The sequence below is a fragment of the Bradyrhizobium sp. SZCCHNS1050 genome, from assembly GCF_032484785.1.
In the GTDB taxonomy this organism is placed as follows: Bacteria; Pseudomonadota; Alphaproteobacteria; order Rhizobiales; family Xanthobacteraceae; genus Bradyrhizobium.
In genome coordinates, this window is record NZ_JAUETR010000004.1 from 18,745 (window position 1) to 34,533 (window position 15,789).

Consider the following 15,789-nt stretch of genomic DNA (forward strand, 5'->3'; position numbering starts at 1 on the left):
GGCCGTGTTTGGCGGTCGTTCAGAGGCATTGCGCGGCCGGTGGACGGGCCAGAGGCCGTCCGGGCCTTTTCGTCGCACCCCGACCCGGGCGCGACAATAGCGTCTCTCCGTGTCGAAACAACCTCCCGGGAGCGATGCATTTTGCAACCGCCGCGCCGGGCCGGGGCCGGCAGGGACCCGCCTTTGCCATCGAAATCAGCAGCTTGAGAGGATTTCGAGAGGCTTTGTGACAGGATCGATCGTTTCCGGCCTGCCCAACGGCGCGTCAATCCTCACCCGTTTTCTTCGCTTTGACCGCGCCCGGCCCGGCGGCATCTGCCGATTTCAGCGCCTTCAGCGCCGCGAAGGGATGGTCCTCCGGCTCGGCGGCCGCAGCCACCGGCTGCTCGAACACGGCGCCCGGCTTGCGCGGATAGGGATCGATCCCCAGGAGCAGCGCGTCGGCGGCGAGCCGGCCGAGATCGATCTGCCCGCCGATGATCGGCTCCGGCGGATCGGCCGTCTCCACCTCGCTGTTGGGATCGTCCTCGACCAGATCGGCAAGCTCCGGAATCTGCTCCGGCGGGGCGAACATCTGGTCGATCGGCTCGTCGATCTCGATCTCGATCGGATCCAGCGTGACGACGCAGGTCTGACCGATCCGGGCCTGCACACGGCCCTCGACATGCACCTTGCCGTCCCGCTTCTGGACGACGTCGAACGAGGCATGGGCCGAGATGACCTCGCGCAGATCGGCAATCGCGGCGAGCGCGTTGCGCGTGGCCTCGTCGGCCTCGATCTCGCGATGCAGGCCGGCATCCGGAATCTGCGCCACGATCACCGGCGGTGCCCGCCAGGGGTCCTTGGAAGGGTCTCGCGCCGTTTCGCGCGAGGTGTCTCTGTTTCTGGTCATGTCGCTAGTCCTGCTGAACCGGCCGCGGGAAGCTCCAGCCGGCGCCGAGCAGCCTGTTGTCGTCGAGAGCGGCGAGGTGCGCGGCCACCCGCGCCGCATAGGCGGCAAGTCCGGCCGCGCTGTCCGGATGCTCCCCGTTCAAGATATTCTTCTGCAATGCGTCCGCCAGCCGGGCCTCGCTCTCGGACCAGGCAAGGTCATAGGCGGCGGTGCGGCCATAGAACGCCTCGCCGAACTTCTGCATCCGCTTGGGCACGGTGAGATCCCCCACCCCCATCTCGCGCAGATTGTCGTCCATGTCGTCGCAGAACCGGTCGAACAGCGCCTGCGACAGGTCCGATCCCACCCCGCGCAGCCGCCGCAGCACCAGCCAGAGGTGCAGAATCAGCAGATCGAACCGCCCGTCGACCGTGTCAGGGACATTCAAGTGTCTATAAAACAACGGGTCTCGGGTTTGTGCCACGATCGTGCCATAGATCGGCTCGATGGTCCCGCGCGGGGACGGTCGGGATTTCCTGAGATGGTTGAATGGCCAGAGCATGACGGTTCCGCGGTCGAGTTTCCCTGACCCTGTTCAGGGGCATGTTGCAATCCGCAAGTTTGCCCGGTACGTCAACGCCCTGCCCGACGCAAGGGGACGGGATCCGATCTGAAGAAGATGACCCAGACAATGCGAACGACTGCCCGCCTGCTCTCCCGTGGCTTGAGCTCCCGTCTGCGCACCCTTGGTGCGATCGCGCTGACCTGCCTGGCGCTCGGCGCCTGCACCGGCGAGCAGTTCCAGAAGGGCTACATCATGCCGCCGGGCGCGCTGGAGCAGATCCCGATCGGCGCCAGCCAGGACCAGGTGCTGATCGTGATGGGCACGCCCTCGACGGTGGCGACACTCGACGGCGAGGTATTCTACTACATCTCCCAGCGAGCCGAGCGCCCGGTTGCCTTCATGAACCAGAAGGTGGTCGATCAGCGCGTCATTGCGATCTATTTCGACAAGAACCGCCAGGTCCGCCGCCTCGCCAATTACGGCATGAAGGACGGCAAGATCTTCGACTTCGTCAGCCGCACGACGCCGACCTCCGGCCAGGAGCTCAGCTACCTGACGCCGCTGTTCAAGCTGCTCAGCTTCAACTGATCCGGGCCCGATCGCCGCGGTCCGGAATATGTTTCCGGGTGACGGCACAAAGCCGGTGAACTGCGCTGATTGGCGCAGCTCGTGCGCCATTCGCCTGCTTGCTCTGGCGCCGCAATCTTCCCTACCCTGCCGCAAAACACAGGCAGGGAGGAATCATTGGCTCTTCGTATCGCGCTGTCGCGCCGCAAGCTGCTGTCCGGAGCCGCCGCGCTGTCCACAGCCGCCATCCTGCCGCGCGCGAGTCTCGCCGACTGGCGTCCGACCGAGACGGTCAAGCTGATCGTGCCCGCCGCGCCCGGCGGCAGCACCGATGTGATGGGACGCTTGCTGGCCGCGCATCTGCAGACGGCGTGGGGACAATCGGCGGTGGTCGAGAATCGCTCCGGCGGCGGCGGCACGATCGGCGCCGCCGAGGTCGCGCGCAACACCAAGGGCGACGGCCATACGGTCCTGATCGGCAACCCCGGTCCCAACGCGATCGCCTATTCGATCTTCCGCAACCTCGCCTACAAGCCGGATCAGTTGCAGGCGGTCTCCAACATGATCCGCATCCCCAACATCGTCTCGGCGCATCCCTCGACCGGCCTCAAGTCGATCCCGGAGCTGATCGCTTTTCTGAAGGCCAATCCCGACAAGCTGAACTACGCCTCGTCCGGCGTCGGCCAGAGCCCGCATCTGACCGGCGCCTGGTTCCTGCAGCTCACCGGGCTGAAGATGACGCACATTCCGTTCCGCGGCGCCGGCCCGGCGCTGCAGGCCGCCCTCGCCGGCGACATTCAGATTCTGTTCGATAATCTGTTTCCATCGCTGCCGCAGGTGCAGGAGGGCAAGCTGACTGGCCTGTGCGTCACCACGCCGGAACGCAGCGCCAATGCGCCTGACCTGCCGACGATGCGCGAAAGCGCGCCGGAGCTGGCCAAGTTCGACGTCTCGTCCTGGTTCGGCGTATTCCTGCCCAAGGCCTGCCCGCCCGAGATCGTCAGCGCGCTCAACCTGCAGGTCAAGGCGATGCTGGAGCGCGAGGACATCCGCAAGAATATCGCCGCGATGGGCGCGCGGGCCGATTACGGCACGCCGCAGCAGTTCGGCGACTTCGTCCAAGCCGAGACAGCCAAATTCGCGTCGATCATCCAGAAGGAAGGCCTGCAGATGGACGTGAAATAGCCCTGGGCCCGGCGGCGCCGCGTCTCGGCGGAGCATTGGAATGGGGGGTCGTGGTGTAACGGCACCTTAAGCGGGATGATGCGATAGATGGCGGCCGCGTGTCTTTGATCTGGTTGCGAGATACCGTCGGCGGATGCCGGGCCGACAACCTCGCGTGGATGCGGTCCGATCATCGTCCGAGGGGCAGGCGTCGGCGTCGTCCATCGCGTGAGCCGTGCCTTGCCCAACAGCGTCCTCCATCAGCTCGAAGACATTCTCGCCAGCCGCTACGTCTCCCGGCGCGCCGAGATCCTGGAGCGCGTCACCGACCTGTTCGTGGTGGGCTCGGGCAAGTTCACCGAAGAACATGTCGATCTGTTCGACCACGTGCTGTCCAAGCTGCTCGACAACGTCGCCATTGCGGCGCGGGCGCAGCTCGGCAGCCGGCTCGCGGTCCTGCCTGATGCACCGCCGCGGCTGCTCCGGCTGCTCGCCAGCGACGAGACCATCGCGGTGGCCGGTCCCGTGCTGCGCCGGAGCGACCGGCTCGACGACGAGACCCTGGTCGCGACCGCGCAGACCCGGGGCCAGGAGCATCTGCTTGCGATCTCCGACCGCAAGCTCCTCACCGAATCCGTCACCGACGTTCTGGTCGATCGCGGCAATCAGGCCGTCGTTTCGAACACCGCCAACAATGGCGGCGCGCGCTTCTCCGATCACGGCTTCTCCGGCCTGGTGACGAAGGCGTCCGACGATCCCGGCCTCGCCTTGAAACTCTGGAGCCGGCCCGACAGCCCACGCGAGGTGCTGGTTCGGCTGTTCGTCGAAGCCTCCGACGCGGTGCGCAGCCAGCTCGCCAGCGCCGACGCGGCGCGGACCGAGATCGTCGAGCTCGCCGTGGCGCAGGCTTCGGATCATCTGCATGCCGCCGCGCGGACACGCTCGGCCGATTTCGTCACCGCCAGGGACTATGTCGAGCTGCTGCACGCGACCGGCCAGCTCCACGAGGCGCAACTGCACGGCTTCGCCAAGGAAGCCAGCTTCGACAAGGTCACGCTGGCGCTGTCATTGATGTGCAAGCTGCCGCTCGACGTGGTCGAGCGCGCCTTCGTGCGCAACCAGCCGGACCAGCTCCTGGTGCTCGCCAAGGCGCTCGACTTGTCCTGGGTCACGACGACGACGCTGCTGTTCATGCAGGCGAGCGCCAGCGGCAGCGCACGCCCACAGCTCGACCAGCATCTGGCGAGCTTCTCGCAGCTGCAGCCGCGCATGGCGCAGAGCACGTTGCAGAGCTATCGGACGCGGCAGCGCGCGGCCGAGTAGCAAACAACCAAACAACACAGCCTCATGAAAAGACCCCGCGGCTCGCGCCGCGGGGTCTTCGCTCGTCAAGACGCGTCGGCGCGCCTCAATGCGCGAGGATCGCCAGCAGCAGCAGGGCCACGATGTTGGTGATCTTGATCATCGGGTTCACCGCGGGGCCCGCGGTGTCCTTGTAGGGATCGCCGACGGTGTCACCGGTGACCGCAGCCTTATGAGCATCGGAGCCCTTGCCGCCGAAATGGCCGTCCTCGATGTACTTCTTGGCGTTGTCCCAGGCGCCGCCGCCGGAGGTCATCGAGATCGCGACGAACAGGCCGGTGACGATGACGCCGAGCAGCATGGCGCCGACGGCCGAGAACGCTGCCGACTTGCCGGCCGCGCCACCGCCTGCGATCGCGTAGATCAGGAAGTAGACGACGATCGGCGACAGCACCGGCAGCAGCGAGGGAATGATCATCTCCTTGATCGCCGCCTTGGTCAGCAGGTCGACGGCCTTGCCGTAATCCGGCTTGTCGGCGCCCTGCATGATGCCGGGCTTCTCGCGGAACTGGCGGCGCACCTCCTCGACGATCGCGCCGGCGGCACGGCCGACCGCGGTCATGCCCATCGCGCCGAACAGATACGGCAGCAGGCCGCCGAACAGCAGACCGACCACGACATACGGGTTGTTCAGCGAGAAGTCCGGCTTGATCCCCGCGAAATAGGGATGGTGCGCCGAATCCGCGATGAAGAACTGCAGGTCCTGGTTATAGGCCGCGAACAGCACCAGGGCGCCGAGACCGGCGGAGCCGATCGCGTAGCCCTTCGTGACCGCCTTGGTGGTGTTGCCGACTGCGTCGAGCGCGTCGGTCGACTTGCGGACCTCCTTGGGCAGGCCGGCCATTTCGGCAATGCCGCCGGCGTTGTCCGTCACCGGGCCGAAGGCGTCGAGCGCGACGATCATGCCGGCCAGCGCCAGCATCGTCGTGGTCGCGATCGCGATGCCGAACAGGCCGGCGAGGCTGTAGGTGACCAGGATGCCGGCGATGATGACGATCGCGGGCAGCGCAGTCGACTCCATTGAGATGGCGAGGCCCTGGATCACATTGGTGCCGTGACCGGTGACCGAGGCGGCCGCGATCGACTTCACCGGGCGGAAGTCGGTGCCGGTGTAGTATTCGGTGATCCAGATGATCAGGCCGGTGACGACGAGGCCGACGACACCGCAGACGAACAGCGCCGTGCCCGTGTAGTCGACGCCCTCGAGCTTGCCGAAGCCGATCAGCCACCCGATCGCCAGCGCGACGCCGCCGAGCGAGAGCACGCCGGTCGCGATCAGGCCCTTGTACAGCGCGCCCATGATCGACTGGCTGGCGCCGAGCTTGACGAAGAAAGTGCCGGCGATCGAGGTGATGATGCAGATGCCGCCGATGGCGAGCGGCAGGGTCATCATGTTCGCCAGCAGCGACGACTTGGCGAAGAAGATGGCCGCCAGCACCATGGTGGCGACCGCGGTCACCGCGTAGGTCTCGAACAGGTCGGCGGCCATGCCGGCGCAGTCACCGACGTTGTCGCCGACGTTGTCGGCGATGGTCGCGGGGTTGCGCGGATCGTCCTCGGGAATGCCGGCCTCGACCTTGCCGACGAGGTCACCACCGACGTCGGCACCCTTGGTGAAGATGCCGCCGCCGAGACGGGCGAAGATCGAAATCAGCGAGGCGCCGAAGCCGAGCGCGACCAGTGCGTCGATGACGGTGCGGCTGTCGGGTGCGAGCTTCATGAAGCCGGTGAGGATGCCGAAATAGATGGTGACGCCGAGCAGCGCGAGACCGGCCACGAGCAGACCGGTGATGGCGCCGGCCTTGAAGGCGAGCTCCAGGCCGCCGGCGAGCGAGGTGATGGCCGCCTGTGCCGTGCGGACGTTGGCGCGCACCGAGACGTTCATGCCGATGAAACCGGCCGCGCCGGAGAGGATCGCGCCGATCGCAAAGCCGATCGCGACGAGCATGCCGAGGAAATACGCAAGGAGCACGAAGATCACGACACCGACGATTCCGATCGTCGTATATTGGCGGCGAAGATAGGCCTGCGCGCCCTCACGCACGGCCGCCGCGATTTCCTGCATGCGCGCATTGCCGGCGTCCGCGCTGAGCACCGATTGTGTGGCCCAGATCGCATAGACGATCGACAGCGCTCCGCAGAGCACGATCACCCATAAAGCTGACATTTAGTTTCCTCGGCTCTTTGCTTTTTCTAACTACGTCACGCCGCGATGGTGCGACGCACGCCCCCTGTCAGGCCGCTCCGGGCGGAGCCGCCTCGAACATCATGAAGCTTGCCAAAATCGCCATGATGACGCAACGCCGCGACGCCTGAACCGCTCCAAATTCAGACGCTTCTTTGGTCGCATTGTGCGGTGCAAATAGGTGTCAGAAGTGGCTGAAGGACAACCGCGTCAGTGTGACGGGACGGCCCTGCCCGTCCAGGAAGCGCGGGGCTCGCGCCCCTTCGACGATGGCGCCGATGTCGGTGACGGCAACGCCCGCCGTCTCGGCTGCGGCACGGAACGCTGCGCATTGCGCTGCGGGAACAGTGCAGAGGATCTCGTAATCGTCGCCGCCGGAGATCATGCTTTCAAGCTGCGCGGCCCCGACAGCAAGCAGCTTCGCCGCTGCCGGCGATCGTGGAATATCGGACAGCGCGATGTCGGCGCTCACGGAAGAGGCGGCGCAGAGCTTTGTCAGGTCGCCTGCGAGGCCATCAGAGACGTCCATCGAGGCGGTCGCGCAGTCTCTCACGGCCGCGGCCAGTGCATTGCGCGGCTGCGGCGTGCGATAACGGCCGATCAGCATATCCCGCGCGGCGGCATCGTCGGCCAGCGCCGTGGCCTCGGCTGTGCCCGTCAGGATGCGCAGGCCGAGCAAGGCGTCGCCGATGGTCCCGGTCACCATCACCCGGTCGCCGGGACGCGCGCCGAAGCGATGCACCATCCGGCCCCTGGGCACCCTCCCCCAAGCCGCGATCGAGATCATCACGGGACCGGGCGTCGACACGGTGTCGCCGCCGAGCAGCGGACAGCCGAACGCCGCCGCGTCCTCGCCGAGGCCACGCGCGAACTCCGACAGCCACGCGTCGTCCTTCTCGCGCAGCGCCAGCGTCAGGACGAAGCCGGCGGGCACCGCACCCTTGGCGGCGAGATCGGACAGGTTCACCCGCAGCGCCTTGCGCGCGATGGTGTCGGGGGGATCGTTGGCGAGATAATGGACGCCTTCGACGATGGCGTCGGTCTTGACGACGATGTCGTCACCATTGGCCGGAATGATCGCGGCATCGTCGACGAGGCCGAAGGCGCCGGGGTCGGTCGCCAGCGGCTTGAAGTAGCGGGCGATCAGGGAATCTTCGCCGGAGGCGTCGCGGGTCACGCGCTCGTCCCCCACACTTTGCACACTCTGCTGTCATCGCCCGGCTCGACCGGGGGATCCAGTACGCCGCGGCCCTTCCCTATCCCTTGAACGTCTGTGGAATACGGGATCACCCCCCGTCGCGGGAGATGACAGTCGAGGAAAGAGACTGGCATCGCGCCGGTTCGCAGCGATCGTGCTCCGGCGCCGCCCATCGCTACTTCGGCCCCATCTCGTCGGCGCGGTATTGCCGGGCGAGTTGCTCCAGCACGGCGTTGACCATGCCGGTCTCGTCGCGCTCGACAAAGGCATGGGCGATGTCGACATATTCGGACACGACGACCCGCGCCGGAATGTCCTTGCGCCGCTCCAGCTCATAGGCGCCGGCGCGCAGCACCGCGCGCAAGATCGCCTCGATCCGCTGCAGCGGCCAGCCGCGCTCCAGCGCCGTATCGAGCACCGGATCGATCTTGGTCTGGTCGCGCACCACGCCGGAGACGATGTCGCGGAAGAAGGCGGCCTCGGCCGGCAGATACTGCTCGCCCTCGACCTCGTTGCCGAGCCAGTGGCTCTCGAACTCGGCCAGGACGTCGTTGATGCCGGCGCCCGCGATGTCCATCTGGTAGAGCGCCTGCACGGCGGCGAGACGGGCGGCGCCACGGCGATTGGCCTTGCGGTCGCCGGCACGGACCGGGCCCTTGAATGGCTTGCTGCTCTCGGCCATGTCAGCCTCGCGCCAGACGGCGTTTGATGCGCAGCACGGCGAGCGCGGCGCGGGCGGCATCGCCGCCCTTGTTCATCTCGGAGACGCGGGCGCGCGCCCACGCCTGGTCCTCATTGTTGACGGTGAGGATGCCGTTGCCGAGCGGCAGGCCGCGCGCCACCGACAGATCCATCAGGGCTCGCGAGGATTCCTGCGACACGATCTCGAAATGGATGGTGTCGCCACGGATGACGCAGCCGAGCGCGATCGCGAGGTCATAGGGCTTGCCGGCCTTCGCGGCAGCATCGAGCGCAATGGCAATAGTCGCCGGAATCTCCAACGAGCCGGTGACGGTGAGAACATCATAGCCCACGCCCGCCGCCTTCAGCTCGGCGGTGGCGCCCTCCAGCAGGGCGTCCTGAAGGTCATCGTAGAAGCGGGCCTCGACGATCAGCGCGCGGGCGCCGGAGATGTCGGTCTGGTCTTTGAGCGGCGCGCGCCGTGCGTCTGCCATGGTTCTGTTTCCATTGTCTTCAGGTGCCTCGCCCCAATGGAGCGGCCATCCGGCCGCGTCGCGAAGGGCGAGATGAAATCGGCCTCATGCTGCGAGACGACACATCGGCGCCTCCTCGCCATGAGGGCTGGCCTTGTAGGCGCGAGCGCCCGCAAAGCCAAGACGGAAAGCCCCCTTCGAGGCTACTTCATTTCCGTGAGGCGCGCGGCATAGCGCGCCATCAGGTCGACCTCGAGATTGACCTCGCTGCCGGCCTGCCAGGACGACAGCGTGGTGACCGACAGCGTATGCGGAATGATCAGCACCGAGAAGACCAGTTCGTCGACGGTGTTGACCGTGAGCGAGACGCCGTCGAGGGTTACTGAGCCCTTGGTGGCGATGAAGCGCGCCAGATCCCGCGTCGTCCTGAAAACGAACCGCGCCATGTCCGGCAGGTTCTCTCGGCTGACGATGGTCGCGATGCCATCGACATGGCCGGAGACGATGTGGCCGCCGAGCTCGTCGCCGATCTTCAGCGCCCGCTCGAGGTTCAGCTTCGTGCCGACGCGCCAGTGCTTGGCGGTGGTCAGCGCCAGCGTCTCCGCGGCGGCATCGACCTCGAACCAGGTCTTTCCATCGGTGACGCCGGACTGCACGACCGTGAGGCAGACGCCGTTATTGGCGATCGACGCGCCATCGGCGATGCCGGCCTGATCATAGTGGCAGGCAATGCGCAGCCGATGCAGCTTTCCTTCGGTCCGCGGCGTCAGGCTGACGATCTCGCCGATGTCGGTGACGATGCCTGTGAACATTAGGCGCGCTCGTAAATCGTAAGGGTATCGGGATCGAGCGTCTCGCTAGCACGAACGCGATAGGCCGGCGACTGCGTGATTGCGGTCAGCGGCAATGCGTCCAGCGCAGCGATCCCGTCACCTCCGATCTCGCCGGGGCCGCGCAGGAGCCAGATCTCATCGACCAGGCCGCTTGCCATGAAAGATGATGCGACGCGGCTGCCGCCTTCGATCATCAGACGCGTGACGCCGCGTTCCGCCAGCGCCTTGAGCACGGCCGGCGGCTCCAGCGCCGACGGGTCGGCCTGCGGCGGGACACGGATCACCTGCGCACCGGCGGCGCCCAGCCGGGTCGCCGTGGCCGGCTCGGCCACCTCGGACGCGACGAGCCAGAGCGGCGTCGTGCGTGCGGATTGCATCAATCGGCTCGCAGCCGGAAGGCGGAGCATCGGATCGAGCACGATCCGGACCGGCGAGCGCGCCTCCATGCCCGGCAGCCGGCAGGTCAGCAGCGGATCGTCGGCGATCGCGGTGCGCACCCCGATCAGGAGGGCGTCGCTCTGGGCCCGCAGCAGATGCACGCGGGTCCGCGCTGCCTCGCCGGTAATGGCCACCGGCTTGTTGCCGGCGGCTGCGATCTTGTCATCGGCGGAGACCGCGAGCTTCAGGATCACGTGCGGCCGTCCGTCGCGGATGCGGCGGAAATGGCCGGCATGATCACGCTTGGCGTCCGCCGAGCAGAGGCCGACCTCGACCTGAATACCCGCGGCGCGCAGCTTCGCATGCCCCTGCCCTGCGACCTCGGGATTGGGGTCCTCGATCGCCGAGACGACGCGGCTGATGCCGGCGGCGATGACCGCATCCACGCAAGGCGGCGACTTGCCGAAATGCGAGCACGGCTCCAGCGTCACGTAGAGGGTGGCGCCCTTGGCGGCCTCGCCGGCGCGCTTCAAGGCCTCGGGCTCGCCATGAGGGCGTCCACCGGGCTGGGTCCAGCCGCGGCCGACGATCACGCCGTCCTTGACCACCACAGCGCCGACGGCGGGATTGGGCCAAGTCCGCCCCAGCCCACGACGGCCGAGCGACAGCGCCAGCTGCATGAAGCGGCGGTCGGCGTCCTTCTGCGCCTTCAGCTTCTCGCCGACCTGATCGACCAGAACCCGGAAGATCATTTGCGGACCGGCGCGAGGCGCGGTGCTTCGTCCTCGGCCGAGAGCTCGCCGAGCACGGCCTCGAAATCCTTGGCCTCGCGGAAATTGCGATAGACCGAGGCGAAGCGGACATAGGCGACGTCGTCGAGATCGCGCAGATGCTCCATCACGATCTCGCCGATCGCCTCCGAGGACACCTCGGATTCGCCGCCACTCTCGAGCTCGCGCACGATCGCCGAGACCATCTTCTCGACCCGCTCCGGATCGACCGAGCGCTTGCGCAGCGAGATCTGCACCGAGCGCATCAGCTTGTCGCGGTCGAACGGCACGCGACGGCCGTTGCGCTTGATGACGGTCAGTTCGCGCAGCTGCACCCGCTCGAAGGTCGTGAAGCGGAAATTGCAGGTGACGCAGACCCGCCGCCGCCGGATCACCGAGGAATCCTCGGTGGGGCGGGAGTCCTTCACCTGCGTATCGAGGCTGTTGCAGCTCGGGCAGCGCATTGTGGCTTCAAGCCTTACTGGTAGATCGGAAACCGGTCGGTCAGCGCCTTCACCTTCTGCTTGACCGCGGCTTCGACCAGCGGCGCGCTGCCGTCCGGCGCCTGCGCGATCGCGTTCAACACCTCGGCGATCAGGCTGCCGACCTGCTGGAATTCGGCGACGCCGAAGCCGCGGGTGGTCGCCGCCGGCGTGCCGAGGCGCAGGCCGGACGTGACGAACGGCTTCTCGGGATCGAACGGGATGCCGTTCTTGTTGCAGGTGATGCCGGCGCGGACCAGGGCCTTCTCCGAGATGTTGCCCTTCAGCCCCTTGGGCCGGAGGTCGACCAGCATCAAATGGTTGTCGGTGCCGCCGGAGACGATGTCGAAGCCGTGGGCGCGCAGCGATTCCGCCAGCGCCTTCGCGTTCTCGACGATGTTCTTCGCGTAAGTCTTGAACTCCGGCCGCAGCGCCTCGGCGAACGCCACCGCCTTGGCGGCGATCACGTGCATCAGCGGGCCGCCCTGCAGACCCGGGAAGATCGCCGAGTTGAACTTCTTGGTGAACTGCTCGTCGTTCCACAAGATCAGGCCGCCGCGCGGGCCGCGCAGCGACTTGTGCGTGGTGGTGGTGGTGACGTGGGCGTACGGCACCGGCGAGGCATGGACGCCACCGGCGACGAGGCCCGCGAAATGCGCCATGTCGACCAGAAGGTAGGCTCCGACGTGGTCTGCGATCTCGCGGAAGCGCTTGAAATCCCACGGGCGCGAATAGGCGCTGCCGCCGGCGATGATCAGCTTCGGCTTGACCTCCTCGGCCTGCTTGGCGACCGCATCCATGTCGATCAGCTGGTCGTCGCGGCGGACCGTGTAATGCGCGGCCTTGAACCACTTGCCGGACATGTTGACCGGCGAGCCGTGGGTCAGATGGCCGCCGGCGGCGAGGTCGAGGCCCATGAAGGTGTCGCCGGGCTGCAGCAGCGCCAGGAACACGGCCTGGTTCATCTGGCTGCCCGAGTTCGGCTGGACGTTGGCGAAATTGGCGCCGAACAGCTTCTTGGCGCGGTCGATCGCGAGGTTCTCGGCGACGTCGACCCATTCGCAGCCGCCGTAATAGCGCGCGCCCGGATACCCTTCCGCGTACTTGTTGGTCATCACCGAGCCCTGGGCCTCGAGGACCGCCCGGCTGACAATGTTCTCCGAGGCGATCAGCTCGATTTCGTGCCGTTGCCGACCGAGCTCACCCTTGATGGCGGCGGCGATCTCGGGATCGGCCTCGGCCAAGGTGGCGGAAAAGAAGGAATCGACGGACGAAGCGGGCTTGGCGCTGGAAGCGGTCATCGGCGGAATATCTCCACGTCCGCAAGGCCTTAGGCGGCCGGCGGTCGGTTCAGTGAAGGCGGTCGGAAAAGACCCCTGCCCTTACCATACGGGCGGCGGCAGGCCAAGGGACAGGCCAGCCGTTGGGGTCGCCCTCGGGCGTTTATGCCAGATATGGTGGACGAGCGGCAGACAAAAGACCTGCGCTGGACGCTAGGCCCCGCCGCACATATGGGGATCATCCTGCATGGTCCAGGACTCGTTCGTTCTCAGATTGGTGGTCTCATGGACGCGGCCGCGATTGTCGCCGGGCGGACAATCCTTGGGAAACGAGACCAGGCACATCCGGACGCGATCGCCGACCTTGGAATGCGCCAGCGCCGCGTTCCACTCTCGAGAGACCTGGGTATCCTTGTTGGTGTACCGGACATAGCTGCCGCGATCCTTGCCGGGCTTGGGTCGCTTGCTCGGGAGCCGGTCATTGGGACCGTCCGCGTAGGACACGCCGATTTCGGCGATCGTGCGCTCTGCGCATTCGCCGACCTTGGTTGGGTTCTCTACCATCACCGGTGCGGCCGCAGCCACCGGCGCTGCCGCATCGATCGCCGGAGTCTCGTTCTGCGAGCAGGTCGCGATCATCAACAGCGGTACGAAAACGACGCGTGACATCCCGAACATGTGCCCCCAAAAACAAACAACCTGCATGAAACCGGACGGTCTCATACAGGTTGTCGGTATCATGAGGCAAGCGTCGCGCGAGCAATCTCGCGCCGAAGACATCAGAGGCCGGTGTAGCCCGCCTTCACCGGATCGACGCGACCGTCGAGCTGGCGAAGATAGGTCAGGCCGCACACGGTGAGACGATGCGGGTCGCGCTCGCCGGCTTCGAACAGCGTCTGGATGTAGGCGCTCACCTTGCGGCGCGCCTCGTCGCTCGCCGCAGCGGTGCGGTTCGCCAGCAGGTCGTAGGTGTGCATGATGCGATCGATGGCGGCTTCCATATCATCCCCTCTTGAACGTCAGGCCGTCAGGCAGACTTGAACATCGAAATCGCCTTGTTGGCGAGCTTGAGCTTGTTGAATTCTCCGCGGTGAATCAGTTGAACGATGATGTCGACAAGTCTTTCGTTCGGCGTGAACTCCTCCGGCATCTCGCCAGAGAGACGCAGATAGTTGGAGGCGATGGCATAAGCATCGCCGACCATCGCCACGTTCATGACTTGCATTCCGGCATCGTGCAGCATGGTCCGACCTCCGGTCCAAGGACATAAGCCCAGGAGCCTTGATTGGTTCCAATTCGGACCGGGGATTTTGCCAAACGAACACGAAAAAGCGCCGGCCGAAGGGGCCGGCGCAAGAACGACTTCCAGACGATCAACGACTGTCCGGTCTTGGCTCTCGAGGTCGGAGCCGGCTCAACCGAGACGATGAGGCCTGCTCAGAGGCGATAGAGGATCTGATCGGTCCAGAACCGCTCGAGACGATGCAGCGACTTGTTCAGCGTCGAGAACTCCTCGCTGGAAATGCCGCCGACCTGCTCCACGGTCTTGACGTGCTTCTGATACAGCGAGTCGACGATGCGGCGGATCTCCTGGCCCTGCGGGGTCAGGCGGATGCGGACCGAGCGGCGATCGACGCGCGAGCGCTGGTGATCGAGGAAGCCGAGCTCGACCAGCTTCTTCAGGTTGTAGGAGACGTTGGAGCCGAGATAGTAGCCGCGCGTGCGCAGCTCGCCCGCGGTCAGCTCCTTGTCGCCGATGTTATAGAGCAGCAGCGCCTGGACCGAATTGATGTCGGAACGACCACGGCGGTCGAACTCGTCCTTGATGACGTCGAGCAGGCGGCGATGCAGCCGCTCCACCAGCGTCAGAGCTTCCAGATAGAGCGACTGGACGGTGCCGCCCTGGCCCGGCGCAGCAGTCTCCACGGCCGTCGCAACGGCTTTCATCATGACACTTCCCCTGTCGTCGTTTTTGTCGACTTATTCGACGAAACTTTTGTCCCGTCTGATAGAACGAACTTAAGGGGCGTGCTTTGAAGATCGCCTTAAATAAGAGCATAAAGAGAGAATGAATCGCGGAGAGTGAATCCTCTTTTAATTCAGTAATTACAGAGGCTTTTGCAATAGTCCGTTGACGGTCGAGGCGCGATGTTCGCGCTCTGTTTCACCCACCTGTCGCATTACAAAACACGCTTGGGTAGCGCCGCTAAGGTCTCTGTAACAGCTGTGGCAGGCGCTCTTAAGGTGTTCGAAACATTACTTGCATGGCGCTGAAAAGATTTACAGCGTGCAACGAATTTTTCGCACGACCTATGGTGGCCGCTCCCGGGCCGCCATCCAGGCCAGCACGAGGTAGGCGGCGAGCATGATTGCCTCGCCCGCGACCACCAGCAGATTGCCGCCGTAGATGCCCGGGAACATCAGCTCGATCACCGCCATCGACACCACCGTGGTGAGCCACACCACTGCGCCCCACGGCGTGGCGAGCCACAGGCCCACGGCGGCGACGAGCTCGATGACCGCGAAATAGACCGTCGCAGCCTGCCAGGCCATCGCCTGGTTTTCGAACGCGTCGTCCTCGCCGCCGATGAAGCCGGTCACCTGGGCCCAGTGGTACAGGCCCTTGGCGATCGAGAGCATGGCCATGACCCGCAGGAACAGCACGAGCCGCCGCGTCCAGACATTGTCGTCGCTCTCGCGCCGATCCGAGGACATGGCGGCAATCGACATGGCGGCGTTGTCACGTGCCAGATCTCGCGCCGAGGGAATCTCAGCCATGGCGGCTCGAGCAGAACAGGATGGTCGTCATTGGGGCCTCTCAAGACCAGGAGCGTGGCGATTCTTGGCCGGCCGGCACCGTGAAAGCAACCGGGCCGGAAATCAACCCGGGCCGCTTGCGTCAGGTCAAGTGACGGGCGACGGCCGAAGTGCTACAGATTGTTGGAATTACAACAAATCAAATCCGGCTCGCCGGCCAGCT

Annotated in this window: 18 protein-coding genes; 3 read left to right on the forward strand and 15 right to left on the reverse strand. The window is 65.8% G+C overall.

The genetic code is table 11. The annotated features are described in order from the left end of the window. Positions 1–265 precede the first annotated feature (265 nt). Together QX094_RS33615 and QX094_RS33620 are read right to left on the reverse strand one after the other, a co-directional pair. The gene (locus QX094_RS33615; RefSeq protein WP_316188492.1) at positions 266–892 is read right to left on the reverse strand and encodes a DUF177 domain-containing protein; all 627 of its coding nucleotides are present in this window, start codon (positions 890–892) and stop codon (positions 266–268) included. A 4-nt stretch (positions 893–896) separates the two neighbouring features. Continuing rightward, positions 897–1,433: a ubiquinol-cytochrome C chaperone family protein gene (locus QX094_RS33620; RefSeq protein ID WP_315711454.1), complete on the reverse strand. Its 537-nt coding sequence runs from the start codon at positions 1,431–1,433 to the stop codon at positions 897–899. 129 nt (positions 1,434–1,562) lie between these two features. On the opposite strand from QX094_RS33620, the gene QX094_RS33625 reads away from it, so the two are divergent. The 3 genes from QX094_RS33625 (at position 1,563) to QX094_RS33635 (ending at position 4,490) form a co-directional block, all read left to right on the forward strand. Next, a complete protein-coding gene (locus QX094_RS33625) occupies positions 1,563–2,024 on the forward strand; it encodes an outer membrane protein assembly factor BamE (protein WP_315711452.1) in 462 nt (153 codons plus the stop codon). 156 nt (positions 2,025–2,180) lie between these two features. Then, complete coding sequence (locus QX094_RS33630; RefSeq protein ID WP_315752914.1) at positions 2,181–3,188, forward strand: tripartite tricarboxylate transporter substrate binding protein; 1,008 nt, start codon at positions 2,181–2,183, stop codon at positions 3,186–3,188. A gap of 219 nt (positions 3,189–3,407) precedes the next feature. Continuing rightward, positions 3,408–4,490: a DUF2336 domain-containing protein gene (locus QX094_RS33635; RefSeq protein ID WP_316188493.1), complete on the forward strand. Its 1,083-nt coding sequence runs from the start codon at positions 3,408–3,410 to the stop codon at positions 4,488–4,490. 85 nt (positions 4,491–4,575) lie between these two features. Here QX094_RS33635 and QX094_RS33640 read toward each other — a convergent pair whose 3' ends face one another. From QX094_RS33640 to QX094_RS33700, 13 genes are all read right to left on the reverse strand, one after another. Further along, positions 4,576–6,696: a sodium-translocating pyrophosphatase gene (locus QX094_RS33640; RefSeq protein WP_316188494.1), complete on the reverse strand. Its 2,121-nt coding sequence runs from the start codon at positions 6,694–6,696 to the stop codon at positions 4,576–4,578. A 202-nt stretch (positions 6,697–6,898) separates the two neighbouring features. Next, on the reverse strand, positions 6,899–7,891 hold the full coding sequence (thiL, locus tag QX094_RS33645) for a thiamine-phosphate kinase (RefSeq protein WP_316175203.1): 993 nt from the start codon (positions 7,889–7,891) through the stop codon (positions 6,899–6,901). 196 nt (positions 7,892–8,087) lie between these two features. Further along, positions 8,088–8,594, reverse strand: coding sequence for a transcription antitermination factor NusB (nusB, locus tag QX094_RS33650; protein WP_315711446.1), 507 nt, complete (start codon positions 8,592–8,594; stop codon positions 8,088–8,090). 1 nt (position 8,595) lies between these two features. Then, the gene (gene ribH / locus QX094_RS33655; RefSeq protein ID WP_316175200.1) at positions 8,596–9,087 is read right to left on the reverse strand and encodes a 6,7-dimethyl-8-ribityllumazine synthase; all 492 of its coding nucleotides are present in this window, start codon (positions 9,085–9,087) and stop codon (positions 8,596–8,598) included. A 182-nt stretch (positions 9,088–9,269) separates the two neighbouring features. Continuing rightward, positions 9,270–9,878 carry a riboflavin synthase gene (locus tag QX094_RS33660; RefSeq protein WP_315752918.1) on the reverse strand — a complete coding sequence of 203 codons (609 nt, stop codon included), beginning with the start codon at positions 9,876–9,878 and terminating at the stop codon, positions 9,270–9,272. Further along, a complete protein-coding gene (gene ribD, locus QX094_RS33665; RefSeq protein WP_316175199.1) occupies positions 9,878–11,029 on the reverse strand; it encodes a bifunctional diaminohydroxyphosphoribosylaminopyrimidine deaminase/5-amino-6-(5-phosphoribosylamino)uracil reductase RibD in 1,152 nt (383 codons plus the stop codon). The genes QX094_RS33660 and ribD overlap by 1 nt, the downstream gene beginning before the upstream one ends. Beyond that, complete coding sequence (nrdR, locus tag QX094_RS33670; protein ID WP_006612773.1) at positions 11,026–11,511, reverse strand: transcriptional regulator NrdR; 486 nt, start codon at positions 11,509–11,511, stop codon at positions 11,026–11,028. The genes ribD and nrdR overlap by 4 nt, the downstream gene beginning before the upstream one ends. Positions 11,512–11,525: 14 nt before the next feature. Beyond that, the gene (gene glyA, locus QX094_RS33675) at positions 11,526–12,830 is read right to left on the reverse strand and encodes a serine hydroxymethyltransferase (RefSeq protein ID WP_316175197.1); all 1,305 of its coding nucleotides are present in this window, start codon (positions 12,828–12,830) and stop codon (positions 11,526–11,528) included. Positions 12,831–13,022: 192 nt separating this feature from the next. Next, complete coding sequence (locus tag QX094_RS33680; protein ID WP_316165169.1) at positions 13,023–13,478, reverse strand: hypothetical protein; 456 nt, start codon at positions 13,476–13,478, stop codon at positions 13,023–13,025. Between the two features lie 110 nt (positions 13,479–13,588). Next, positions 13,589–13,810, reverse strand: coding sequence for a hypothetical protein (locus tag QX094_RS33685; protein ID WP_315711437.1), 222 nt, complete (start codon positions 13,808–13,810; stop codon positions 13,589–13,591). Between the two features lie 26 nt (positions 13,811–13,836). After that, on the reverse strand, positions 13,837–14,052 hold the full coding sequence (locus tag QX094_RS33690) for a hypothetical protein (RefSeq protein WP_315711436.1): 216 nt from the start codon (positions 14,050–14,052) through the stop codon (positions 13,837–13,839). 194 nt (positions 14,053–14,246) lie between these two features. Next, positions 14,247–14,759, reverse strand: coding sequence for a transcriptional regulator LdtR (gene ldtR, locus QX094_RS33695; RefSeq protein WP_008962376.1), 513 nt, complete (start codon positions 14,757–14,759; stop codon positions 14,247–14,249). Positions 14,760–15,119: 360 nt separating this feature from the next. Further along, a complete protein-coding gene (locus QX094_RS33700; RefSeq protein WP_315711435.1) occupies positions 15,120–15,587 on the reverse strand; it encodes a DUF6163 family protein in 468 nt (155 codons plus the stop codon). Between the last annotated feature and the right edge of the window lie 202 nt (positions 15,588–15,789).